Raw genomic sequence first — 21,544 nt, forward strand, 5'->3', positions numbered from 1 at the left:
CGTCGACCGCCCGCACCGCCCCCCTGCCACGCAACCCGTCCCGCACCGGGAAATGCTTCGTCAGCCCCCGCACCGACAACAACGGCTCGGTCTCGGCGCTCATCGGGCCACTCCCACCTGGGCGATGTCCTGCTGATAGAGCCGGGTGCGCTCCTCGGCCGGCAGGTGGCAGGCCACCAGATGCCCCGCCTCCCCGGCCGCCCGGAGCGCGGGCACCTCCGTGCGAGAGCGCTCGCCGTTGACGCCGGCGTAGCGGCAGCGAGGATGGAACGCGCACCCCGACGGCAGATTGATCAGCGACGGCGGATTGCCGGGGATCGGCACCAGGTCCGCGTCGGCGTCGCCGTGCAGCGACGGCACGCTCGACAACAACCCCCAGGTGTACGGATGCTGCGGCGTCCGCAACACCCGCGCCACGCTGCCGTGCTCCACGGCCCGGCCGCCGTACATGACGAGGACGTCGTCCGCCACCTGGCTGACCACGCCCAGATCGTGCGTGATCAGGATGATGGCCGACCGGAACTCCTCCTGCAGATCGGCGAGGAGGTCCAGGATCTGCGCCTGCACCGTCACGTCCAACGCCGTGGTCGGCTCGTCGGCGATCAGCAGATCCGGGTCGTTGACCAGCGCCATCGCGATCATCGCGCGCTGCCGCATCCCACCGGAGAACTCGTGCGGGTACTGCTCGAACCGCTTTGCCGGCTGCGGGATGCCGACCCGGTCCAGCATGTCGACGGCCCGGCTGCGGGCCTCCCGCTTCCCGGCCCTCGGGTGGTGCACCCGGTACGCCTCCGCGATCTGCTTGCCCACCGAGTAGTACGGGTGCAGCGCCGACAACGGATCCTGGAAGATCATCGCCATGTCCCGGCCGCGCAGTCGCCGCACGTCGTCATCGGGCAGGCCGACGAGCTGACGCCCGCCGACGGAGATCTCCCCGGTGACGGTCGCCCGCTTGGACGTGCTGTGCAGTCCCAGGATCGCCAGCGACGTGACGCTCTTGCCGGAACCGGACTCCCCCACGATGCCGAGCGTGCGACCCCGCTCCACGGCGAACGACACCCCGTCCACGGCCCTGACCACGCCGTCCTCGGTGTCGAACCGCACCCGCAGGTCTCTGACCTGGAGATAGGGCGCGTCACCGGAGCGTTGCTCCGGCACCTCCGGGCGGTCCGGCTCCCCGGACGGCACCGCCTCCGACCTGCCCATTGACCGCCTCCCCTTCGGTGATGAAGAGAACCTACAGGAAACCTCTGGAGGCGAAAATAAGCTACATCGAGTGGTCTGTCAGCGGTCAGAGCGTAACGACTGGGTTTCCGACCTGAACAGCCCTCACCTGGACCTTCGTGAGTCGTGACTCACCGTGGTGATCTGCTCATCGCACGAGAGGTGCGACGATATCCGTGGTGAAGGAACGACGATCCCGGCCGACACGAGGTGGAGGTTTGCCATGACGGCGGCGGTGTTCGACCACGACGGCCCGTGGACCGAAGAGGAGTACCTCTCTCTCGGGGAGACGCAGCAACGCGTCGAACTCTTCGACTGGAGCCTCTACGTGACCCCTGGTCCCACCCCGCTGCATCAGAACATCTCCGGCGAACTTCGCGCCATGCTCCGCATGCCGGCGCGGGAAGCCGGGTTACGCGTGCTCGAAGCCGTGAACGTACGGCTGCGGCCGGGACGGATTCCCATTCCCGACCTGGTCATCACCAATGACATCGACCTACGCGTACCGGTGATAGAGGCCAGTGATGTGCGTCTGGTCTGCGAGGTCATCTCGCCGAGCAACGCGGCGACCGACAAGGTGCTCAAGATGCACTTCTACGCCGCGGCGCAGATCGAGTGGTACCTGCTGATCGAGCAGGACACGTTGACCATGCACCTCTACCGGCGCCAGGACGCGCACTATGTCGAGCACGCCGTCGCGAAGAGAGGCGACACGCTGGACCTGATCCGACCCGTGCGTGCCACGATCCGCCCGGAGGATCTGCTCGCCTGACGGATGTCGGTGTGTTCGCCTAGGGTCGGACGCATGGGATTCGATGCGGCGACCGCCGCCGTGCAGGCCGCCCTCGACGCGGGAGCCCGCTACGCCGACGCCCGGGTGATGCACCGCCGGTACGAGTCGATGTCGGCGCGCAACGGCGACATCGAGGAGCTGGCCCAGCACGAGAGCATCGGCCTGGGGGTGCGCGCGCTCGTCGGCTCCGGCTGGGGCTTCCACGCCGTACCCGAGCTGTCCGACGCCGCGGCCCGCGACGCCGGCCGGCGTGCCGCGGCGATCGCCGCCGCGAGCGCGCGGGTCCCCGGCCCGCCGGTCGACCTGGTGCCGGTGGAGGCGGCGGTGGCGAGCTGGGCCTCGGAGTGCGCGGTCGACCCGCTCGGGGTGCCGCTGTCCGACAAGGGCGACCTGCTGGTCGGCGCCACCGCCACGATGCGCGAGCACGGGGCCGACCTGGCCGAGGGGCTCTACCAGATCTGGGACACCACGAAGTGGTTCGTCTCCAGCGAGGGCCACCGGATCGACCAGCACATCCGCGAGTGCGGCGGCGGCATCTCCGCCACCTCGATCGGCGACGGCGAGACGCAGCGCCGGTCCTACCCGAGCTACCGCGGGCAGTACGGCACCACCGGCTGGGAGCTGGTCACCGCGCTCGACCTGGCCGCGCACGCCGCCCGGGTCGCCGAGGAGTCCCGCGAGCTGCTCACCGCGCCGGAGTGCCCATCCAGCGAGACCGACCTGATCCTCGGCGGGGAGCAGCTCGCGTTGCAGATCCACGAGTCGGTCGGGCACGCCATCGAGCTGGACCGCATCCTCGGCTGGGAGGCGGCGTTCGCCGGCACGTCCTGGCTCGACCTGGCCCGGCTCGGCTCGCTGCGCTACGGATCGGAGCTGATGAACGTGACGATCGACCCGACCATCCCGGGCGCGCTCGGCAGCTTCGGCTTCGACGACGAGGGGTCGCCTGCGGTCCGACGGGACGCGGTGCGCGAGGGGCGGTGGGTCGGGGTGCTCGCCGGCCGGGACTCGGCCGCCGTCGCCGGCCTGGACCACGGCGGCAGCGTACGCGCCGACGGCTGGGCCCGGCTGCCGATGGTGCGGATGACGAACGTGGGCCTGGAACCTGGCCCGCACACGCTCGACGAGATCATCGCGGCCACCGACGACGGGGTGCTGATGGACATCAACAGGTCCTGGTCGATCGACGACAAACGGCTCAACTTCCAGTTCGGCTGCGAGGTCGGCTGGGAGGTGAAGCAGGGGCGCCGGGGCCGGATGCTGCGCAACCCGACCTACACCGGCATCGGGCCGGTCTTCTGGCGCTCGATGGACATGCTCTCCTCGGAGACGGTCGCCTGGGGCACGCCCAACTGCGGCAAGGGCCAGCCCGGCCAGATCGGGCACACCGGCCACCCGGCCGCGCCGGCCCGGTTCCGCGGCGTGCGGGTGGGGGTACGCGCATGAGCGAACGCACCGAGCGGAGCGAGGGCCGTGAGCGCATGCCCGGTCGGCACGGCATGAGCGAACGCACCGAGCGGAGCGAGGGCCGTGAGCGCATGCCCGGTCGGCACGCCATGAGTGACGAGCGGGATCTCGCCGCCCGGGTGGTGGAGCTGGTCCGGCGCGCGGCCGGGCCGGGTGCCGAGGCCGAGGTGGTGGTGACCCGGTCCGATCTGGCGCTGACCCGGTTCGCCAACTCGTTCATCCACCAGAACGTGGCCGAGACCGGCACCGCCGTGCGGCTGCGGCTGCACGTCGACGGCCGGACCGCCGCGGGCGGCGGCAACCGGGTGGACGCCGACGGGTTGACCGCGCTTGTCGAACGCACCCGGGCGGCGGCCCGCCTCGCGCCGCCCGACCCGGCCTGGCCGGGCCTCACCGCGCCGACGTCGACGCCGACCGGCCCCGCCGTCGACGAGGCCACCGCGTTCGCGTCGCCCGACGAGCGGGCCGCCCGGGTCCGCGCGTTCGTGGACGCGGTCGACGGGCTGGAGGCGGCCGGTTACTGCCGCACCCTGTACCTGTCCGCCGCGTTCGCCAACTCGGCCGGGCACTCGGCGGTGGGCCGGGCCGCCGAGGCGGCGATGGACGGCATCGCCCGGGCCGGCGGCGCGGACGGGGTGGCCCGCCACTGCGCGGACCGCCTGGCCGACCTGGACGGCGGTGCGCTCGGCGCCCGCGCGGCGGCCAAGGCGCGGGCCGCGGCCGACCCGGTCGAGCTGCCGCCGGGGCACTACGAGGTGGTGCTCGAACCGGCCGCCGTGGCCGACCTGCTCCAGAACCTCGCCTGGTACGGCTTCAACGGCAAGCGACACGCCGAACGCCAGTCCTTCGCCGAGCCGGGCACGGCCCAGTTCGACCCGGCGGTGACGCTGGTGGACGACCCGCTGCACGCCTCCACGCTGCCGTTCGACCTGGAGGGCACCCCCCGGCGGGCGCTCACCCTGGTGCGGGCCGGCACCACCGAGGCGGTGGCGCACGACCGGCGCAGCGGCGCCGGGGCGGGCACCGGGTCCACCGGGCACGGCATGGCCGGCGGGTCGACGTTCGGCCCGATCCCCAGCAATCTCCGCCTGCTGCCTGCGGACGCCGCCCCGGTGGCGACCGTCGACGGCCCGGCCGGTTCGGTGGGCGCGGGCGTGACCGGTGCGGTGGGTGACCCGGACACGGCGGCCCTGGTGGCCGGCGTACGGCGCGGGCTGCTGGTCAGCGACTTCTGGTACACGCGGGTGCTGGACCCCAAGCAGCTCGTGGTCACCGGCCTGACCCGCAACGGCGTCTGGCTGGTCGAGGACGGCGTACCGGTGCGGGCGGTGCGCGACTTCCGGTTCACCGAGTCCTATCCGCGTGCCGTGGGGCCGGGCCGGGTGCTCGGCCTGGGCCGGCGGCCGGTCCGGCAGCCGGCCCGGTCCGACGGGTCGTGGTGGGAGGGCCCGGCGCTGCGACTGTCGTCGTGGCACTTCACCGGCGGTGCGTCCGGCTGAGCGACGCCGCACATATTGATCATGAGCCGGGTCTTTCCAACCAGCGGGACACACGGGACACTGCGTTGCGCGGCCGGGCCGTGAAGATCGGCGTAACGTGTGTCACTTAGCCGCGCCGGTTCACCGGCGTGGTTCCACGCGTGCGCAGGACGTGACAGTGACGTCAGGGAGATGACTCGAATGACAACTACGTCGGCCAGGGGGCCGAGGTCGCAGCCGCGGGGAGCGCGGGCACGTGCCGCCATCGCGGCGAAGACGTTGCGGACCGACCGATGGTGGCTCGCCCCACTGATCACCGTGGTCGGGCTCAGCGCCTGGGTCATCTACGCGACCGTCCGGGTCTTCATGCACAAGTGGTACTGGGTGGAGCAGTACCACTACCTGACCCCGTTCTACTCCCCCTGCGTGACCGAGCGGTGCGTCGAGGGCTCCTCGCACTTCGGCAGCTTCCTGCCCGGCTGGTGGATCATCCCGGACGCGGCGCTGACCCTGCCGTTCCTGCTGCTGTTCCGGCTGACCTGCTACTACTACCGCAAGGCGTACTACCGGTCGTTCTGGCTGTCGCCGCCGGCCTGCGCCGTGCCGGACGGGCACCAGACGTACAGCGGCGAGACGCGGTTCCCGCTGCTCGGGCAGAACCTGCACCGCTACTTCTTCTACGCCGCCGCGATCATCTCGCTGATCAACACCTGGGACGCCGTCCTCGCCTTCCACTCCCCCGAGGGCTTCGGCTTCGGTCTGGGCAACATCGTCCTGCTGCTCAACGTGGTGATGCTCTGGGCGTACACGATCTCCTGCCACTCCTGCCGGCACATCATCGGTGGCCGGCTCAAGCACTTCTCCAAGCACCCGGTGCGGTACAAGGCGTGGACCGGCGTGTCCTGGTTGAACGTCCGGCACATGCAGCTCGCCTGGATCACGCTCGGCACCCTGGCGTTCACCGACTTCTACGTGATGGCGATCGCCGCCGGCTGGTTCAACGACCTGCGGTTCATCAACTGAGGGCCCCTGACATGACTGAAACGCGAATCGAACGACACCACTACGACGTCGTCGTGATCGGGGCCGGCGGCGCCGGCCTGCGCGCGGCGATCGAGGCCCGGTTGGCCGGCAAGAAGACCGCGATCATCTCGAAGTCGCTGTTCGGCAAGGCGCATACGGTGATGGCCGAGGGTGGCGCCGCGGCGGCCATGGGCAACGTGAACTCGCGGGACAACTGGCAGGTGCACTTCCGGGACACCATGCGCGGCGGCAAGTTCCTGAACAACTTCCGGATGGCCGAGCTGCACGCCAAGGAGTCGCCGCAGCGGATCTGGGAGCTGGAGACGTACGGTGCGCTCTTCGACCGCACCAAGGACGGCAAGATCTCGCAGCGCAACTTCGGTGGTCACGAGTACCCGCGCCTGGCGCACGTCGGCGACCGGACCGGCTTGGAGCTGATCCGCACGCTCCAGCAGAAGATCGTCTCCCTCCAGCAGGAGGACAAGCGCGAGTTCGGCAGCTACGACGCCCGGATCCGGGTGTTCTCCGAGACCACGATCACCGAGCTGCTGCTGGACGGCGACCGGGTGGCCGGCGCGTTCGGCTACTACCGGGAGTCCGGCGAGTTCATCCTCTTCGAGGCGCCGGCCGTGGTGCTGGCCACCGGCGGCGTCGGCCGGTCCTACAAGGTCACCTCGAACTCCTGGGAGTACACCGGGGACGGCCACGCGCTGGCGCTGCGCGCCGGGGCCACGCTGATCAACATGGAGTTCCTCCAGTTCCACCCGACCGGCATGGTCTGGCCGCCCTCGGTGAAGGGCATCCTGGTCACCGAGTCGGTGCGCGGCGACGGCGGCGTGCTGAAGAACTCCGACGGCAAGCGGTTCATGTTCGACTACGTCCCGGACGTCTTCCGCAAGCAGTACGCGGAGACGGAGGACGAGGCGGACCGCTGGTACACCGACCCGGACAACAACCGCCGTCCGCCGGAGCTGCTGCCCCGCGACGAGGTCGCCCGCGCGATCAACAGCGAGGTCAAGGCCGGTCGGGGTACGCCGGCCGGCGGCGTCTACCTGGACATCGCCTCCCGCAAGTCGGCGGAGGAGATCCAGCGCCGACTGCCGTCGATGTACCACCAGTTCAAGGAGCTGGCCGACGTCGACATCACGAAGGAGCCGATGGAGGTCGGCCCGACCTGTCACTACGTGATGGGTGGCGTGGAGGTGGACCCGGATTCCGGCGCGGCGGCCGGCACGGTGCGTGGCCTCTTCGCCGCCGGTGAGGTCTCCGGCGGCATGCACGGCTCCAACCGGCTCGGCGGCAACTCCCTGTCCGACCTGCTGGTCTTCGGCAAGCGGGCGGGCGGACACGCCGCGACGTACGCCGACCAGCTCACCGCCCGCCCGGCGGTGGCGGTGGCGGCGGTGGAGGCCGCGGTGGAGACGGCGCTGGCGCCGTTGCAGCGCGACACCGGGGAGAACCCGTACCAGCTCCAGCAGGATCTCCAGGTGGTGATGGGCGACCTGGTCGGCATCATCCGGCGGGAGGGTGAGCTGGCCGACGCGCTCGGCCGGCTGGCCGAGCTGCGGGAGCGGGTGGCGAAGGTGAGCGCGGTCGGCGGCCGGCGCTACAACCCGGGCTGGCACCTCGCGCTCGACCTGCGCAACATGCTCGTGGTCTCGGAGTGCACCGCGAAGGCGGCGCTGGAGCGGCAGGAGTCGCGCGGCGGGCACACCCGGGAGGACTATCCGGCGATGGACCCGAAGTGGCGGCGGGTCAACCTGGTCTGCTCGCTCGACGGCGACGCGGTCCGGCTGACCCACAAGCCGCTGCCGACGATGCGGCCGGAGCTGATCGGGCTGTTCGACCGGGCCGAGCTGTCGAAATACCTGACCGACGAGGAGCTCGCCGAGTTCGACGCCCGCACCGAGGAGGAGCGCTGATGGGAAGCAAGCGACAGTTCCGCATCTGGCGGGGTGACGAGACCGGCGGCGACCTCCAGGACTACGCGGTCGAGGTGAACGAGGGCGAGGTCGTCCTCGACGTCATCCACCGGCTCCAGGCCACCGAGGCGCCGGACCTGGCGTGCCGCTGGAACTGCAAGGCCGGCAAGTGCGGCTCCTGCTCGATGGAGATCAACGGCAAGCCGCGGCTGGGCTGCATGACGCGGATGTCGACGTTCGAGGAGACGGAGACCGTCACGGTCACGCCGCTGCGGACCTTCCCGGTGATCCGGGACCTGGTCACCGACGTGTCCTTCAACTACGAGAAGGCGCGGGAGACCCCGGCGTTCGCGCCGCCGGCCGACGTGGCGCCCGGTGACTACCGGATGCAGCAGGTCGACGTCGAGCGCTCGCAGGAGTTCCGCAAGTGCATCGAGTGCTTCCTGTGCCAGAACGTCTGTCACGTGATCCGCGACCACGACGAGAACAAGCCGGCGTTCTCCGGCCCTCGGTTCTTCATCCGGGCCTCCGAGCTGGACATGCACCCGCTCGACACGCGTACCGACCGCAAGGAGTACGCGCAGTCCGAGATGGGGCTCGGGTTCTGCAACATCACGAAGTGCTGCACCGAGGTCTGCCCCGAGCACATCAAGATCACCGACAACGGGATCATCCCCATGAAGGAACGGGTCGTGGACCGCAGGTACGATCCCCTTGTGTGGCTCGGTAACAAGATCTTCCGGAGGGGTCAGGTGCCTCAGACCAGCGCGACCAGCGGGCATTCCAGCGGTGCGGTGACCACCGGCGCGGCTCACCGTGGGGTGCACTCGCACGCCGGCGGTTCGCACGACAGCGGTGCCGAGCGCCAGGCCCAGCAGGGCGTCAACTGGCAGCGCGAGGTGCCGCACCCGACCGCTCCGGCGGTGGACGCCAACGGCAAGCTGCCGCTGACCGAGCTGACCTTCGACCGGGCCGCCGCGCCGTCGCCGTTCGGCGACGACGTGGAGTTCCCGCTGCCGGCGGAGCACCTCAACTTCGCCCACCCGCAGCAGGACGAGCCGAAGCACTGACAAGCGGCGCGACGATGACGGGGGCCAGCGGCACACGCCGCCGGCCCCTGTCCCGTTTCCGGCCGACCGTCCGGTTCGGCAGGTCTGCTCCTGCCGGCGGCGGGCGCGGCTCAGGACTTGGCGAGCAGCGGACGCAGCGCGGGCACGATCGGCACGTCGGCCGGCAGCCATTCGACGGTGTCCAGCTCGGTCGCGGAGAGCCAGCGCAGCTCGGCGTGTTCCAGCGCGGTCGGCTGGTCGCCGTGCAGCAGGCGGGCCGCGTAGACCCGCAGGACGGACCGGCCGTGTGCCATCCGGACGTCCCGCCCGACCCTTGGGCCGACCGCGACCCGGACGCCCAACTCCTCGGCGCACTCCCGGGTCAGCGCGTCGACCTCGGTCTCCCCGGGCTCGACCTTGCCGCCGGGGAACTCCCACCGCCCCGCCACCTCGGGCGGCGCGGCGCGCTCGCAGGCGAGGACCCGGCCGGCCACGATGATCGCCGCTCCGACGACCACCCTCGGCTCCCGCCGGTCGGCCTGCCCATTTCCGCTAACCCGTTCGGTCCGCACGGACCACCAGCGTGCCAGATCAATCGGCGGTTTGGGTAGCTGAGTCGGCCATCAGGCCAGCAGAACCCGGAAGTGTGGGCGTGGACACACCATCTGTGCGACGACAGACTAGAGGGCGTCGACTGGGACACGGGATGGCGACGATTTGGCCACAAGCCGGCAACGACGCCTGGGAGGTGCGGTGATGCGCGTGCTGTTCAGCAGCCGGGCGAAGCACGACTACCTCAGCGACGCGCTCGCCCTGCTGCCCGGGTGGACGCGCGAGGGCGAGCAGCTCAGTCGCATGCTCGCCCTGGACGACACCCAGCACGCCGCGCTCACCGAGCGGGTGGCGGTGGTCGCCGACGCGCTAAGACTGCGCCCCGAGATCAGTCGCCAGGCCGGGCGGACCCGGATCAGGCTGGGGCACGACGACGGCGAGCCGCTCACCGAGGGTGAGGTGCTGCTCGCGGCACGCATCGAGGACGCGGTCCGGGCGGTCACCGCGCCCTGAACACTGGCGCGCCTGCCCTACCGTCGAGGACATGTCTGGTCCGACGTACGACCGCAAGGAACAGTTCCAGCAGATCCAGAGCGGGCTGCTGCCCGGGGAGCAGATCATCGCTGTCTACGACGCGATCGGCACCGGCACCGGCTTCATCGGCCTCACCGACCGGCGCGTGATCGTCCAGGACCGCTCGTTCGTCGGCAAGCGGTACGCCATCACGAGCATCCCGTACTCGAAGATCACCAGCGTGAGCGTGGTGAGCAACAAGTCCTGGGGTGGCTCGTTCTTCTCCACCGGGGCGATCGCCGTGCACGTCGGCACGCACACCTACGAGGTGGAGTTCCGGGGCGCGGAGAAGAGCCACCACGTGCACAACGTCATCCTGCACCACATCTCCTGAGCGGCCTGGCACAATCGCCGCCATGCGGGGGCTGACGGCACGCTGGCGCACCTGGCCCGACAGGCACCGGCGGGCCGTACGCCTGATCCGCCGGCTGCTGCTGGTCGGCGCCGCCGGCGCGGTGCTGCTGGCGGTGGCGACGGCGGCCAGCGTGGCCTGGGTCCGCGGCGACGCCGAGGGGCACGTGTTCACCGTCGCCGACGTGCCGGACGCGCCGGTGGCGCTGGTGCTCGGCGCCAAGGTCGAGCCGGACGGCACGCCGTCGCCGTTCCTGGCCGCCCGGCTGGAGATCGCCCGGCAGTTGTACGCGGCCGGCACGGTCACTGTGGTACTGGTCTCCGGCGACCACATGGACTGGGACTACGACGAGCCGGACGCGATGCGACGCTGGCTGGTCGACCGGGGTGTGCCGGCGGAGAAGGTGGTGCTCGACCACGCCGGCTTCGACACCTACGACTCGTGCGTCCGGGCCCGGCGGATCTTCGGCGTGCGGCGGGCCATCGTGGTCACCCAGTCGTTCCACCTGCCCCGCGCGGTGGCGCTCTGCCGGCAGGTCGGGGTGACGGCCGACGGCGTGGGCGACGACAGCGCCCGCCGGTACGCCCGGCAGTGGCGGATCAGCAGCGCCCGGGAGTACGGCGCCAGCGTGAAGGCCGCGGTGGACGTGCTCTCCGGCCGGGACCCGGTGCACCTCGGCCGGCACGAGACCGGCGTGGACGACGCGCTGCGGGCCGGCTGACGGCGGTAATCCGGTTGTGGTGCCGGGACGACCACTGGTCTGCTGACGCAATGTCCGTCTTCGATGATCCCGGCCTGTTCGGCCGACTCTGGGCCGCGAACTACGACAGCCCCGGCAATCCCGACCCGACGCCGGCGGTCGACTTCCTCGCGCCCCTGGCGGCAGACGGCCCGGTGCTCGAACTCGCCGTCGGCACCGGCCGGGTGGCCCTGCCGCTGGCCGCACGCGGCCTGGCCGTGGAGGGCGTCGAGGCGTCCCCGGAGATGGTCGCTCAGCTCCGCGCCAAGCCGGGCGGCGAGCACCTGCCGGTCACCCTCGGCGACATGGCGGACGTCCCGGTGTCCGGGCCGTACCGTCTGGTGTTCCTGGTCTTCAACACGCTGTTCAACCTGGTCGACGCGGAGCGCCAGGCGGCGTGCTTCCGCAACGTCGCGCGGGTGCTGGCGCCCGGCGGCGCGTTCGTCATCGAGACGTTCGTGCCCGACCCGGCCGGCTTCGACCGCGACGAGCAGGTCCAGGTCCGGGAGGTGACCGAGGATTCGGCCACCATCCGGCTGCACCGGTACGACCGGGCGGCGCAGACGTTCGTGCGGCAGACCATCACGTTCGACGCCGACGGCGTGCACCTCAAGCCGTTCGCCATGCGCTACGCCTGGCCGGAGCAGATCGACGAGATGGCGGAGCGGGCCGGGCTCCACCTCGCCGAGCGGTACGCCGACTGGGACCGGACGCCGTTCGACGCGGACAGCCGTACGCACATCTCGGTCTACCGCCTCCGGTAACGTCTTCGCCGATGACAGTGACCGTCGTCGTGATGGACGACTCGCACGCCGACGCGGTGCTGGAGATCTACCGCCTCGGCATCGCCGAGGGCGACGCCACGTTCGAGACCGAGCCGCCGGAGTGGCCCCGGTTCACCGCCGGCCGGCTGCCCGACCACCGGTGGGTGGCGCTCGACGCGGACGGACGGCTGCTCGGCTGGGTGGCCTGCTCGGCGGTCTCCGACCGCTGCGTATACGCCGGGGTGGTCGAGCACTCCGTCTACGTGCATCCCGAGGCGCGGGGCCGCGGCGTCGGCCGGCTGCTGCTGGACGCGCTGATCGACTCCACCGAGGCGGCCGGCGTCTGGACCATCCAGTCCGGCGTGTTCCCGGAGAACACCGCCAGTCTGGCGCTGCACGCGGCCCGCGGGTTCCGGGTGGTCGGCACCCGGGAGCGGATCGGCCGGCACCACGGCGTCTGGCGGGACGTCACGCTCATCGAACGCCGCAGCCCCCGGATCCGCTGACTCGCGGACCGGGGGCGGGCGCCGCAGCTAGCGGGACTCGCGGTTGAACAGCCGCCTGGACCAGAGGTACCCGCCGAGCGCGACGACGGCGCACCAGCCGAGCGCGAGCCAGCCGTCGTTGCCGAGCGGCGTGCCCATCAGCAGGCCGCGCAGGCTCTCGATGATCGGGGTGAACGGCTGGTACTCGGCGAACCAGCGCAGGCCGGCCGGCATCGAGTCGGTGGGCACGAACCCGCTGCCGAGGAACGGCAGCAGGATCAGCGGCATCGGCAGGTTGCTCGCGGTCTCCACGCTCTCGCTGACCTGGCCGAGCGCGACCGCCAGCCAGACCAGCGCGAACGTCACCGCCGCGAGCAGGCCGACCGCGCCCAGCCAGCCGACCGGCCCGGCGGTGGGACGGAAGCCGACCAGCAGCGCCACGCCGATCACCACGGCCAGGCTGAACGCCGCCTGGATCATGCTGCCGAGGACGTGTCCGGTCAGCACCGAGACGCGGGCGATGTGCATGGTGCGGAACCGGGCGATGATGCCCTCGGTCAGGTCCATCGCGATCGAGATGGCGGTCCCCTGGACCGTGGCCGCCACCGTCATCAGGATGATCGCCGGCGCCACGTAGTTGGCGTACGCGGCCCGGGTCCCCGCACCGGCCGCGCCACCGCCGGCCGTCGACCCCCCGGCGCCGCTCCCGAGCCCGGCGCCCAGCGTGCCGCCGAACACGTAGACGAAGAGCAGCAGGAAGACCACGGGCATCCCGATGAGCATCACGGTCATCGACGGGTAGCGCAGCATGCGCCGGAGGTTGCGGCGCAGCATCGTCACCGAGTCGCGCAGCGGGTGGAACCGGAGGTCGGCGTGGGTGGAGACGCTCATCGCGTGGTCACCTTCCCATCGGAGGGCTGGTCGGTGCGGGTGTCGGTGGGTCCGCCGGTCAGGGTGTCGGTGGGTCCGCCGGTCAGGGTGAGGAAGACGTCGTCGAGGTCGGGGGTGTGCACGGACAACTCGTCGACCTCGACGCCACCGTCGTCGAGCCGGCCGATCAGCGACCGCAGCGACCGCAGGCTGCCGTCGCCGGGCACCCGCAGGGTGAGCGCGTCGGTGTCGCGGGTGGCCCGGTCGAGCACGCGTACCGCCACGTCGAGGCCCGCCGGGTCGGCGAACCGCAGCCTCACGTGCCCGCCCGGAATGCGGCGCTTCAACTCCTCGGGGGTGCCCTCGGCGACCACCCGGCCGTGGTCGAGCACCGCGATCCGGTCGGCCAGCTCGTCCGCCTCCGCCAGGTACTGGGTGGTCAGGAAGATGGTCACGCCGCCGGCCACCAGCTCGCGGACGATCTGCCACACGTCCCGGCGGCTGCGCGGGTCGAGCCCGGTGGTCGGCTCGTCCAGGAAGATCACCCGGGGGTCGCCGACCAGCGTCATCGCCAGGTCGAGTCGTCGCAGCATGCCCCCGGAGTAGGTCGACGCCGGCTTCCCGGCCGCCCCGGTCAGGTCGAACCGTTCGAGCAGCCGGGTGGCCCGCCGCCGGCCCTCGTGGCGGGCCAGGTGGTGCAGGTCCGCCATCAACCGCAGGTTCTCCTCGCCGGTGAGCAGCTTGTCCACCGCGGAGAACTGACCGGTGACACCGATCGCGGCGCGTACCGCGTCCGGCTCGCGGGCGAGGTCGTGCCCGGCGACCCGGACCTCACCCGCGTCGGCGGCGAGGAGCGTGGACAGGATCCGCACGGTGGTGGTCTTCCCGGCGCCGTTCGCGCCGAGCAGCGAGAAGACCGTGCCTTCGGGTACGCGCAGGTCGACGCCGTCGAGCACGACGTGCTCGCCGAACGACTTCCGGAGCCCGGTCACGGCGATCTGATACGTGGTCATGGTGTCCTCCGTCAGGACCGGTGGATGGTGATGTCGCCGTAGGAGGTCCGGCCGCGTACCTCGACGGTTTCCTCGGTGCCGCCGGGCCGCGCGGTGCTCTCCAGGTGGTTGTGCACCTGGCCGAAGCCGGTGTTGACCTCCAGCCACGCGGCGGTGCCCGCCGCGACGCCGATGTCCAGGTCGCCCATCGCGGTGCCCAGCACCACCGAACCGCGCGTCACCTCGGCGACCCGGATGCCGCCGTTGGAGGTCTTCGCGTCGACGCCGGCGCCGGCGTGCGCCACCTCGATGGCACCGTTGGCATTACGCACCCGCACGTCACCGGTGGCCGTGTCGATCGTGGTGTCGCCGTTGGAGTTCTTCACCGCCACGGCGCCCCCGACGTTGCCGACCCGCACCGTGCCGGAGCCGGTGGAGATCTCCGCGTCGCCGGTGACGTCGCCGACGGTGACGTGGCCGACGCCGGTGTGCAGGCGCAACGGCCCGGTCCGCTCCAGCCGGACGTTGCCGGTGGTCTTCACCCGGGTCTCGCCGAGCCGGCCGGTGGCGTGCACGTCGCCCAGCAGCAGGTGCGCGGCGAGCCGGGAGTCGCTGGGCAGCTCGATCGAGACATCCACCGACCTGCTCTTCTTCGAGAAGTCGAAGGTGCGCTTCGGGCCGGTCACGTGGAGCGTGCCGTTGGTGAGCTCGACGCGTACCTGGGCGGCGGCCTGGACGTCGGACTCGTCGTCGCCGTTGCTCGGGCGGACCTCCACCACGGTGTCGGCGCGGTCGCCGGCGGCCACCCGCAGAGCGGCGACGCCGAGTTCCATCGTGACGGAGATCGATTCGGGTGTGTCGAAAACAGGCATGGTTGTCCCCACATCCTGGGTCGGTGAGTCGTCCCCGCAGGTCAGGGGGACGTGAGGAGAAAAGCCGGGTGGCGCGGTGCGGTCAGTGCACCCAGCCGGTGAAACGTTGCTGGGACCGCTTCCCGCCGCCGCGTGGCTCGGGACGCGGCTCCCGGTCGCTTCTGGGCAGGCCGGCGGCGGCGGCCCGGACCAGCCAGGCGTTGACCGAGCGCCCCTCGGCGGCGGCGGCCTCCTCGACCGCGGCCTTGAGCTGCTCCGGCATGCGTACGTTGATCCGGGCGACCGGGCCGTCCTCGTTGATCGGCAGGTCGATGTCCGGTGCCGCGCCCTGGTCGGACGCCGCCGGCAGCGGCTCGGCCGGCGGCGGGGTCACCACGAACTCCGGGTCCCGGCCGCGCAGCCGCACCTCCACCGAGCCGGGGGCGAGTTCCCGGGTGATCTCGTCGGCGGCGGCCGACAGCGCGTCCAGCAGCGTCATCCGGATCGCCGACTCCAGCGGCCCGGTCAGGCGCTCGACCAGCGCACGCGACTCTTCACCGCCGGCTTCGGCGAGCGTGGCGAACTCCCGCCCGAGGTTGCTCACATACGAGGTCAAGTCCATGGCACCACTCTGACACACCCATGGCACCACCACAAGCCCCAATGATGCCACCATGGCACGAGCCCCACGTTGATTCCCGCATCAACCCTGCTCAGAAGCGATCCACAGCGTGGCATCACCGTGATGCCACGCCACCCTCTCCTGTCGTCGCCAGCACCCGAGGCGTGCTCTTGATCTCTCGCGGAGCACCGCCGAGAGGGGTTGCCCGAAGAACGCGCCGACCGCGTGAGCGCGCAGGTCGGCCCGTCACCGAGTGCTACCGTGAGGCTCATGACTGCGGTGCCCGAGTGGATGCGGCCACCTCGCCCTGAAGGCTGGTATTCCGAGGATCTGGACAAGCTCGCCGAAGCGCCGCGTCACACCGAACTCATCGATGGAGCACTTGTCTTCATGATGTCCCCTCAGCGGGTCTGGCACGCCCGGATGGTCACCGCACTGGTGATCGCCCTGACCGAGCAGGCTCCGGCAGGCGTCGAGGTCGATCGGGAAATCACGATTCGACTCGACCGATGGAACCGCCCCGAGCCCGATCTTCTCGTCACAACGGCGCCCTACGACCCGTCCCGCACCTTCTACACACCCGAAGAGACGCTGTTGGTGGTCGAGGTGGTCTCACCGGAGTCGGCGCACCGGGACCGCACCGTCAAGCTGCGCAAGTACGCGGAAGCGGGGATCGCGAACTACTGGCGCATCGAGGACGAGGACGGCTCTCCAGTGGTCTACACGTACGAGATCGACGGCCCCACCCGGTCGTACGCGCCGACCGGAATCCATCGGTACGAGCTGCACAGTTCGATGCCGTTCCCAATCAAGATCGACCTGGCCGGGTTGGTGCCCGGCCGCAAGAGCTGACCCGATCCCCGCCAGGCGGTTTCACTCCGCCCCCTCGGCTTGGCGTTGTGGCCGGGCCAGGGTGTCCGCGAGATAGGAGTTACGGCGGGCGATGAGGCGTCGCAGGTACGGCCGCAGGATCAAGTGGGCCACCAGGCGACCGAGGGGGCCCATCGGTGCCGTGAAGTCGATGACGTCGCGCATGACGGTCGCCGCGCGGTCAGCCGGGTTCCGGGTGAACGTGTGCTCGTGGTGCCATCGGTGGAACGGGCCGCTGATCTGCTCGTCCGTGAAGCCGTGCGGTCGTCGACAGTCGGTGATCCGGACCGTCATCCGCCACGGCAGGCCGAAGTGCCGCGCTTCCCACGTCACGGTGTCGCCGGCCGCCAACCGGCCGGTCGTCACACCGGCGACCGCCCGTTCGGCGCTGTTCCCCATGGAGTCGGTGTGCGTGTCGACGTCGAGGCAGGCGTCGAAGACGGCTTCCGGCGCTGCCCGAACGTCAGTGGTCAGCTCGATGCGCGGCACACCGCCAACGGTAGGCCCCGCGTCTTGACGCATCGACAGGGTATTGCTTCTCGCCCCGTCGTACGGTCAGCCGTCGAAGCGGAACATGCGATGCTGGAAGATCACTTCGTCTCGCCTGAGCAGCAGGAACAGCCAGGTTCGCACGCGCAGGTGTCGGCGCTGTCACGCTGACCGGCAGGTGGAGCCCAGCCGTTGACCGGCATCGCACAGCAGGCGTCCCCGCGCCACGCCGCTCGCCCCTCCTTGACCGCCACCACGGCGATGACGAGCGCGGCGAGCGGATCGGCCCAGGACCAGCCGAAGAGGCTGTTGAGACCCAGGCCGACGAGCAGCACGGCGGACAGGTAGGTGCAGAGCAGGGTCTGCTTGGAGTCGGCCACCGCTGATCGGGAGCCCAACTCGCGCCCGGCCCGCCGCTGCGCGTAGGACAGCACCGGCATGATCAGCAAGGACAGGGCAGCCAGGACCAGACCGACGGTGGAGTGTTCGGCCTCTCCGCCGCCGGCCAGCGCCCGCACCGACCCCACGGTGACGTACGCGGCCAGCGCGAAGAACGACACCGCGATGATCCGCAGTGCGGTCTTCTCCCGCGCCTCGGGGTCACGGCCGGCGAACTGCCACGCCACCGCCGCCGCGGAGGAAACCTCGATCACCGAGTCCAGACCGAAGCCGATCAGGGCGGTGGAGGAGGCCGCAGCACCGGCCGTGATCGCCACCACCGCCTCGATCACGTTGTAGGTGATCGTTGCCGCCACCAGCAGACGCACCCGTCGCGCGAGCACCGCACGACGGGCCGCGCCGCCACCGGATCGGACCTGTAGCAGAGGGGCGGACATCAACAGCAGCCCTTCTCGTCGGCGTCCGCGCACATCGTCGGATCTACCGTCAACACCAGGTTCAGCAGGTCACCGAGAGCATGCGCCAGCCGCGCGTCAGTCAGCTCGTAGCGGGTCCGCCGCCCCTCGGGCACCGCCACGACCAGACCACAGCCGCGCAGGCAGGCAAGGTGGTTGGACAGGTTCTGGCGAGTCGTCCCGAGCAGGTCGGCCAGCTCCGCCGGATAGCCCGGAGCATCCCGCAGCGCCAGGAGCAACCGCGCTCGGATCGGATCGGACAACGCATGGCCGAACCGGGCCAGCACATGCCCGTGCGTCAGGATCTCCATCCGACGACAGTACAGCGATCGCTGAATTCAGCGCCAGCCATACCGACCCGGCCATCCCGGCGGGCTGGGGCCGGACGCTGAAGCGGATCTCGGACCGGCTCGCACGTGCTGCCACCAACCCATGAAGGACTACGTCACCCGCCGCATCGCAGAAGGCAAGACCAAGACCGAGATCATGCGCTGCCTGAAGCGCTACCTCGCCCGACGCCTACCGGCTGCTCACGTACTCCGCATAGCCAACATCGGTCTCGACACCACTAGCCAGATCGGGCACGCTGCACCGGTGGCCATCGACACCACCGGCACATTCTGGCGCGGCGACGACGTCACCGACCTCGCCGGCTACCTGCGCGAGTACCAGCCCGGCGGCTACCCGGTGACTCCGGTCAAGGAGATGATCTGCCAACGGTGCGGCGGCAAGACCTTCGCGGTCCTCGCCGACGACGAGAACGGGTGCGCACAAACACGGTGCCTGACCTGCGGCGACTACGCCTTGATCGCGGACAGTGCCGACCACTGGCAAGACGCCGACCCTGAGGAGTGCGCCTGCCCATGCGGCGGCGAAGCCTTCCAGGTCGCCGTCGGGTTCGCCCTGCGCGCCGATGGTGAAGTCCGGTGGGTCAGCGTCGGTCTCCGCTGCACCCAGGATGGCACCTTTGGCGTCTACACCGACTGGAAGATCGACTACTCCCCGACCGGCCACCTGCTGATCGGCGCGGCATGACTCGCGCGGCGACAGGGCTATTCGCGCCCCGAGCACGGGCGCGCCCTGCGGGAACACCGGAACGGGCCGGAGTCAGACGTTGAAGCGGAACTCCACCACGTCGCCGTCCTGCATGACGTACTCCTTGCCCTCGATCCGGACCTTGCCGGCGGCCTTCGCCGCCGCCATCGATCCGGCCGCGACCAGGTCGGCGTAGGAGACCACCTCGGCCTTGATGAAGCCGCGCTGGAAGTCGCTGTGGATCACCCCGGCGGCCTCCGGCGCGGTCGCCCCGATCGGGACGGTCCAGGCCCGCGCCTCCTTGGGGCCGGCCGTGAGGTACGTCTGGAGCCCCAGCGTCCGGAAGCCCACCCGGACCAACTGGTCCAGGCCCGGCTCGGACTGCCCGATCGACTCCAGCAGCTCGCGGGCCTCGTCCTCGGGCAGGTCCACCAGCTCGGACTCGATCTTGGCGTCCATGAAGACCGCCTCGGCGGGCGCGACCAGGGCGCGCAACTCGTCGAGGAACGCGGCGTTGCCCAGCTCGGCCTCGTCGACGTTGAAGACGTAGATGAACGGCTTGGTGGTGAGCAGGTGCAGCTCACGCAGGTGCTCCAACTCGACCTTCGCGGCGGCGGCGCCCGCGTACAGCGTGACGCCGTTGTCGAGCACCTCGACGGCCTTCTTCGCGGCCTCGACGGCGGCGGCCCGGTCCTTGCGGAGCTTGGCCTCCTTCTCCAGCCGCGGCAGCGCCTTCTCCAGCGTCTGGATGTCGGCCAGGATCAGCTCGGTGTTGATCGTCTCGATGTCGTCGGCGGGCGAGACCTTGCCGTCGACGTGCACCACGTTCGGGTCGGAGAACGCGCGCACCACCTGGCAGATCGCCGAGGCGTCGCGGATGTTGGCCAGGAACGCGTTGCCCCGGCCCTGCCCCTTCGAGGCGCCCCGGACCAGGCCGGCGATGTCGACGAACGAGACCGGCGCGGGCAGCACCTTCTGCGAGGAGAAGATCTCGGCCAGCTTGCCCAGGCGCTCGTCGGGCAGCCCGACCACGCCGACGTTCGGCTCGATGGTGGCGAACGGGTAGTTCGCGGCGAGCACGTCGTTCTTGGTCAGCGCGTTGAACAGGGTGCTCTTGCCCACGTTGGGCAGGCCGACGATGCCGATGGTGAGACTCACGACGGGCCAGCTTACGCGGTCCGCCGGTCGTCCGACCCGGCGGGCAGCAGGCGGGGCTCGATCCGGGTCTCCCGCACCGTGCCGTCGTCGGCCCGCACCAGCTCGTACGCGGCCACGTCCGGCCGGTCCGCCACCGCCTCGACCAGCCGGGTCCCCCGGTAGATCAGCCCGACGCCGTCGTCGGTGCAGTGACTGGTCGGCAGCGTCCCGTCGGCGACCAGCCGGTGCATCAGCGGCCGGCGCTGCTCCTCGCTGTCGTAGTGCACGCCGTTGCCGTACGGGAGCCAGCCCAGCCCGTCGGTGAACGGACGCAGCTCCGGGCCGTAGCTGTCGGTGGCGCCACCGGTGTGCCAGCAGATCGAGCCGGCGGAGACGCCGCCGAGCACCACGCCGGCCTGCCAGCACTCGTGCAGGATCTCCGGCAGGCCGTGCACCCGCCACACCGCGCACAGGTTGGCGACGCTGCCGCCGCCGACCCAGATGACGTCCTGCGCCAGCAGGTGGGCGCGGATGTCGTCGACGTTGGGCATGGGGTACAGCGCCAGGTGGGACGTGCGGAACCGGGTGTCGGCGAACGCGCCGTAGAACACGGTGAGGCCGGTCGGCTGGTCGCCGACGGCCTGGCCGAGGTAGCAGACCCGGGGCGCGTCACCGGCGCCGGCCAGCTCGGCCATGTGGTCGAAGAGCTGGCTGGGCCGGGCGTCCCAGGGGCCGCGCCGGCGACTGAAGTAGCCCATGCTGGTGGCGACGATGGTCGGTTCGGTGGCGGGCATGGGTGTCCTTCCGGCCGGCGACGGTGGAGATCATTGTGCCTCGTCCGCCACCCCGTCCGGCGGCCCGTCCGTCGTCTGGGCGGCGGCGAGCAGCGCGCGCAGCAGGTCGGCCAGCCGTTCCCGGTCGGGGGGCGGCAGCGCGTCGAGGATGCGCCGCTGCACCTCCAGCCCGGCCTCCGCCGACTCCTCGACGATCTGCCGGCCGGCGTCGGTGAGGCTGACCCGCAGCGCCCGCCGGTCGCCCGGGTCCGGTGCGCGGCGGACCAGCCCGGCGCGTTCCAGCCGGTCGAGCCGGCCGGTCATCCCGCCGGACGTGAGCATCAGCGCGGCGGTGAGCGCCTTCGGCGCCAGCGTGTACGGCGGACCGGACCGGCGCAGCGCGGCGAGCACGTCGAACTCGCCACGACCGATGCCCCAGCCGGCGTACACCTGCTCCTGCCGGTCGCCGACCAGCCGGGACAGCCGGTAGATGCGGCCGAAGACGGCCATCGGCTCGGGCCGCATGCCGGGCCGTTCCCGACGCCACTGCTCGACGATCAGGTCCACCTCGTCCGCTGCCACGGCTGTCGATTGTGCCGCACGTCGCCCTTCCGCTTTTACTCGACGCCA

25 protein-coding genes and 1 pseudogene are annotated in these 21,544 nt (G+C 71.1%); 13 read left to right on the forward strand and 13 right to left on the reverse strand.

Annotation, left to right across the window (positions count from 1 at the left end; genetic code table 11):
• Both ACZ6O5_RS03655 and ACZ6O5_RS03660 read right to left on the reverse strand, forming a co-directional pair.
• Positions 1 to 103 (reverse strand): annotated as a pseudogene (locus ACZ6O5_RS03655) (dipeptide/oligopeptide/nickel ABC transporter ATP-binding protein); the annotation flags it as partial.
• A complete protein-coding gene (locus tag ACZ6O5_RS03660) occupies positions 100 to 1,206 on the reverse strand; it encodes an ABC transporter ATP-binding protein (protein ID WP_465974331.1) in 1,107 nt (368 codons plus the stop codon). The gene ACZ6O5_RS03660 and the pseudogene ACZ6O5_RS03655, both read right to left, overlap by 4 nt.
• A 241-nt stretch (positions 1,207 to 1,447) precedes the next feature.
• On the opposite strand from ACZ6O5_RS03660, the gene ACZ6O5_RS03665 reads away from it, so the two are divergent.
• The 6 genes from ACZ6O5_RS03665 to ACZ6O5_RS03690 all read left to right on the forward strand — a co-directional run bounded on the left by ACZ6O5_RS03665 (position 1,448) and on the right by ACZ6O5_RS03690 (position 8,977).
• Positions 1,448 to 1,996 carry a Uma2 family endonuclease gene (locus ACZ6O5_RS03665; protein WP_465974332.1) on the forward strand — a complete coding sequence of 183 codons (549 nt, stop codon included), beginning with the start codon at positions 1,448 to 1,450 and terminating at the stop codon, positions 1,994 to 1,996.
• A 33-nt stretch (positions 1,997 to 2,029) separates the two neighbouring features.
• Positions 2,030 to 3,463, forward strand: coding sequence for a TldD/PmbA family protein (locus ACZ6O5_RS03670; RefSeq protein WP_465974333.1), 1,434 nt, complete (start codon positions 2,030 to 2,032; stop codon positions 3,461 to 3,463).
• A 92-nt stretch (positions 3,464 to 3,555) separates the two neighbouring features.
• On the forward strand, positions 3,556 to 4,983 hold the full coding sequence (locus ACZ6O5_RS03675; protein ID WP_405094331.1) for a metallopeptidase TldD-related protein: 1,428 nt from the start codon (positions 3,556 to 3,558) through the stop codon (positions 4,981 to 4,983).
• Between the two features lie 180 nt (positions 4,984 to 5,163).
• The gene (locus ACZ6O5_RS03680; RefSeq protein ID WP_465974334.1) at positions 5,164 to 5,985 is read left to right on the forward strand and encodes a hypothetical protein; all 822 of its coding nucleotides are present in this window, start codon (positions 5,164 to 5,166) and stop codon (positions 5,983 to 5,985) included.
• Positions 5,986 to 5,996: 11 nt separating this feature from the next.
• Positions 5,997 to 7,907 (forward strand): fumarate reductase/succinate dehydrogenase flavoprotein subunit, encoded by a 1,911-nt coding sequence (locus tag ACZ6O5_RS03685; protein WP_465974335.1) that lies wholly within the window; start codon positions 5,997 to 5,999, stop codon positions 7,905 to 7,907.
• Positions 7,907 to 8,977 (forward strand): succinate dehydrogenase/fumarate reductase iron-sulfur subunit, encoded by a 1,071-nt coding sequence (locus tag ACZ6O5_RS03690; protein ID WP_281937886.1) that lies wholly within the window; start codon positions 7,907 to 7,909, stop codon positions 8,975 to 8,977. The genes ACZ6O5_RS03685 and ACZ6O5_RS03690 overlap by 1 nt, the downstream gene beginning before the upstream one ends.
• 110 nt (positions 8,978 to 9,087) lie before the next feature.
• Here ACZ6O5_RS03690 and ACZ6O5_RS03695 read toward each other — a convergent pair whose 3' ends face one another.
• Positions 9,088 to 9,474, reverse strand: coding sequence for a (deoxy)nucleoside triphosphate pyrophosphohydrolase (locus ACZ6O5_RS03695; RefSeq protein WP_465974336.1), 387 nt, complete (start codon positions 9,472 to 9,474; stop codon positions 9,088 to 9,090).
• Between the two features lie 238 nt (positions 9,475 to 9,712).
• Here ACZ6O5_RS03695 and ACZ6O5_RS03700 point away from each other — a divergent pair, with 238 nt between their 5' ends.
• From ACZ6O5_RS03700 to ACZ6O5_RS03720, 5 genes are read left to right on the forward strand one after another with little or no spacing between them, the layout of a single operon-like run.
• Positions 9,713 to 10,021: a 4a-hydroxytetrahydrobiopterin dehydratase gene (locus tag ACZ6O5_RS03700; protein WP_405091125.1), complete on the forward strand. Its 309-nt coding sequence runs from the start codon at positions 9,713 to 9,715 to the stop codon at positions 10,019 to 10,021.
• 31 nt (positions 10,022 to 10,052) lie between these two features.
• On the forward strand, positions 10,053 to 10,415 hold the full coding sequence (locus ACZ6O5_RS03705) for a PH domain-containing protein (RefSeq protein WP_089155136.1): 363 nt from the start codon (positions 10,053 to 10,055) through the stop codon (positions 10,413 to 10,415).
• Positions 10,416 to 10,437: 22 nt separating this feature from the next.
• Entirely contained in the window at positions 10,438 to 11,154 is a 717-nt protein-coding gene (locus tag ACZ6O5_RS03710) for a SanA/YdcF family protein (RefSeq protein WP_465974337.1), read from the forward strand.
• Positions 11,155 to 11,204: 50 nt separating this feature from the next.
• A complete protein-coding gene (locus ACZ6O5_RS03715) occupies positions 11,205 to 11,936 on the forward strand; it encodes a class I SAM-dependent methyltransferase (protein ID WP_465974338.1) in 732 nt (243 codons plus the stop codon).
• An 11-nt stretch (positions 11,937 to 11,947) separates the two neighbouring features.
• Entirely contained in the window at positions 11,948 to 12,442 is a 495-nt protein-coding gene (locus ACZ6O5_RS03720; protein WP_465974339.1) for a GNAT family N-acetyltransferase, read from the forward strand.
• Between the two features lie 27 nt (positions 12,443 to 12,469).
• Here the strand turns inward: ACZ6O5_RS03720 and ACZ6O5_RS03725 are convergent, their stop codons facing one another.
• From ACZ6O5_RS03725 to ACZ6O5_RS03740, 4 genes are all read right to left on the reverse strand, one after another.
• Positions 12,470 to 13,312 (reverse strand): ABC transporter permease, encoded by an 843-nt coding sequence (locus tag ACZ6O5_RS03725; protein ID WP_405091129.1) that lies wholly within the window; start codon positions 13,310 to 13,312, stop codon positions 12,470 to 12,472.
• Positions 13,309 to 14,304 (reverse strand): ATP-binding cassette domain-containing protein, encoded by a 996-nt coding sequence (locus tag ACZ6O5_RS03730; protein WP_465974340.1) that lies wholly within the window; start codon positions 14,302 to 14,304, stop codon positions 13,309 to 13,311. Before ACZ6O5_RS03730 ends, ACZ6O5_RS03725 begins: the two co-directional genes overlap by 4 nt.
• 11 nt (positions 14,305 to 14,315) lie before the next feature.
• The gene (locus ACZ6O5_RS03735) at positions 14,316 to 15,155 is read right to left on the reverse strand and encodes a DUF4097 family beta strand repeat-containing protein (protein WP_465974341.1); all 840 of its coding nucleotides are present in this window, start codon (positions 15,153 to 15,155) and stop codon (positions 14,316 to 14,318) included.
• 82 nt (positions 15,156 to 15,237) lie between these two features.
• Positions 15,238 to 15,756, reverse strand: a complete 519-nt coding sequence (locus ACZ6O5_RS03740) for a toxin-antitoxin system HicB family antitoxin (RefSeq protein ID WP_465974342.1) — start codon at positions 15,754 to 15,756, stop codon at positions 15,238 to 15,240.
• Positions 15,757 to 16,026: 270 nt separating this feature from the next.
• Between ACZ6O5_RS03740 and ACZ6O5_RS03745 the strand changes: the two genes are divergently transcribed.
• On the forward strand, positions 16,027 to 16,608 hold the full coding sequence (locus ACZ6O5_RS03745) for a Uma2 family endonuclease (RefSeq protein WP_465974343.1): 582 nt from the start codon (positions 16,027 to 16,029) through the stop codon (positions 16,606 to 16,608).
• A gap of 21 nt (positions 16,609 to 16,629) precedes the next feature.
• Here the strand turns inward: ACZ6O5_RS03745 and ACZ6O5_RS03750 are convergent, their stop codons facing one another.
• The 3 genes from ACZ6O5_RS03750 to ACZ6O5_RS03760 all read right to left on the reverse strand — a co-directional run bounded on the left by ACZ6O5_RS03750 (position 16,630) and on the right by ACZ6O5_RS03760 (position 18,280).
• A complete protein-coding gene (locus ACZ6O5_RS03750) occupies positions 16,630 to 17,115 on the reverse strand; it encodes an SRPBCC family protein (protein WP_465974344.1) in 486 nt (161 codons plus the stop codon).
• Positions 17,116 to 17,216: 101 nt separating this feature from the next.
• A complete protein-coding gene (locus ACZ6O5_RS03755) occupies positions 17,217 to 17,951 on the reverse strand; it encodes a cation efflux transmembrane domain-containing protein (protein WP_465974345.1) in 735 nt (244 codons plus the stop codon).
• Positions 17,951 to 18,280, reverse strand: coding sequence for an ArsR/SmtB family transcription factor (locus ACZ6O5_RS03760; protein WP_281937909.1), 330 nt, complete (start codon positions 18,278 to 18,280; stop codon positions 17,951 to 17,953). Before ACZ6O5_RS03760 ends, ACZ6O5_RS03755 begins: the two co-directional genes overlap by 1 nt.
• 121 nt (positions 18,281 to 18,401) lie before the next feature.
• Here ACZ6O5_RS03760 and ACZ6O5_RS03765 point away from each other — a divergent pair, with 121 nt between their 5' ends.
• Entirely contained in the window at positions 18,402 to 19,004 is a 603-nt protein-coding gene (locus tag ACZ6O5_RS03765) for a hypothetical protein (RefSeq protein ID WP_465974346.1), read from the forward strand.
• A 72-nt stretch (positions 19,005 to 19,076) separates the two neighbouring features.
• Here the strand turns inward: ACZ6O5_RS03765 and ychF are convergent, their stop codons facing one another.
• From ychF to ACZ6O5_RS03780, 3 genes are read right to left on the reverse strand one after another with little or no spacing between them, the layout of a single operon-like run.
• Entirely contained in the window at positions 19,077 to 20,162 is a 1,086-nt protein-coding gene (ychF, locus tag ACZ6O5_RS03770) for a redox-regulated ATPase YchF (protein ID WP_431937043.1), read from the reverse strand.
• A gap of 11 nt (positions 20,163 to 20,173) precedes the next feature.
• Positions 20,174 to 20,935, reverse strand: coding sequence for a Type 1 glutamine amidotransferase-like domain-containing protein (locus ACZ6O5_RS03775; RefSeq protein WP_465974347.1), 762 nt, complete (start codon positions 20,933 to 20,935; stop codon positions 20,174 to 20,176).
• A 30-nt stretch (positions 20,936 to 20,965) separates the two neighbouring features.
• Positions 20,966 to 21,496 (reverse strand): MarR family winged helix-turn-helix transcriptional regulator, encoded by a 531-nt coding sequence (locus tag ACZ6O5_RS03780; protein WP_465974348.1) that lies wholly within the window; start codon positions 21,494 to 21,496, stop codon positions 20,966 to 20,968.
• Positions 21,497 to 21,544: the final 48 nt, after the last annotated feature.

Source organism: Micromonospora sp. NPDC049201 (assembly GCF_055586805.1).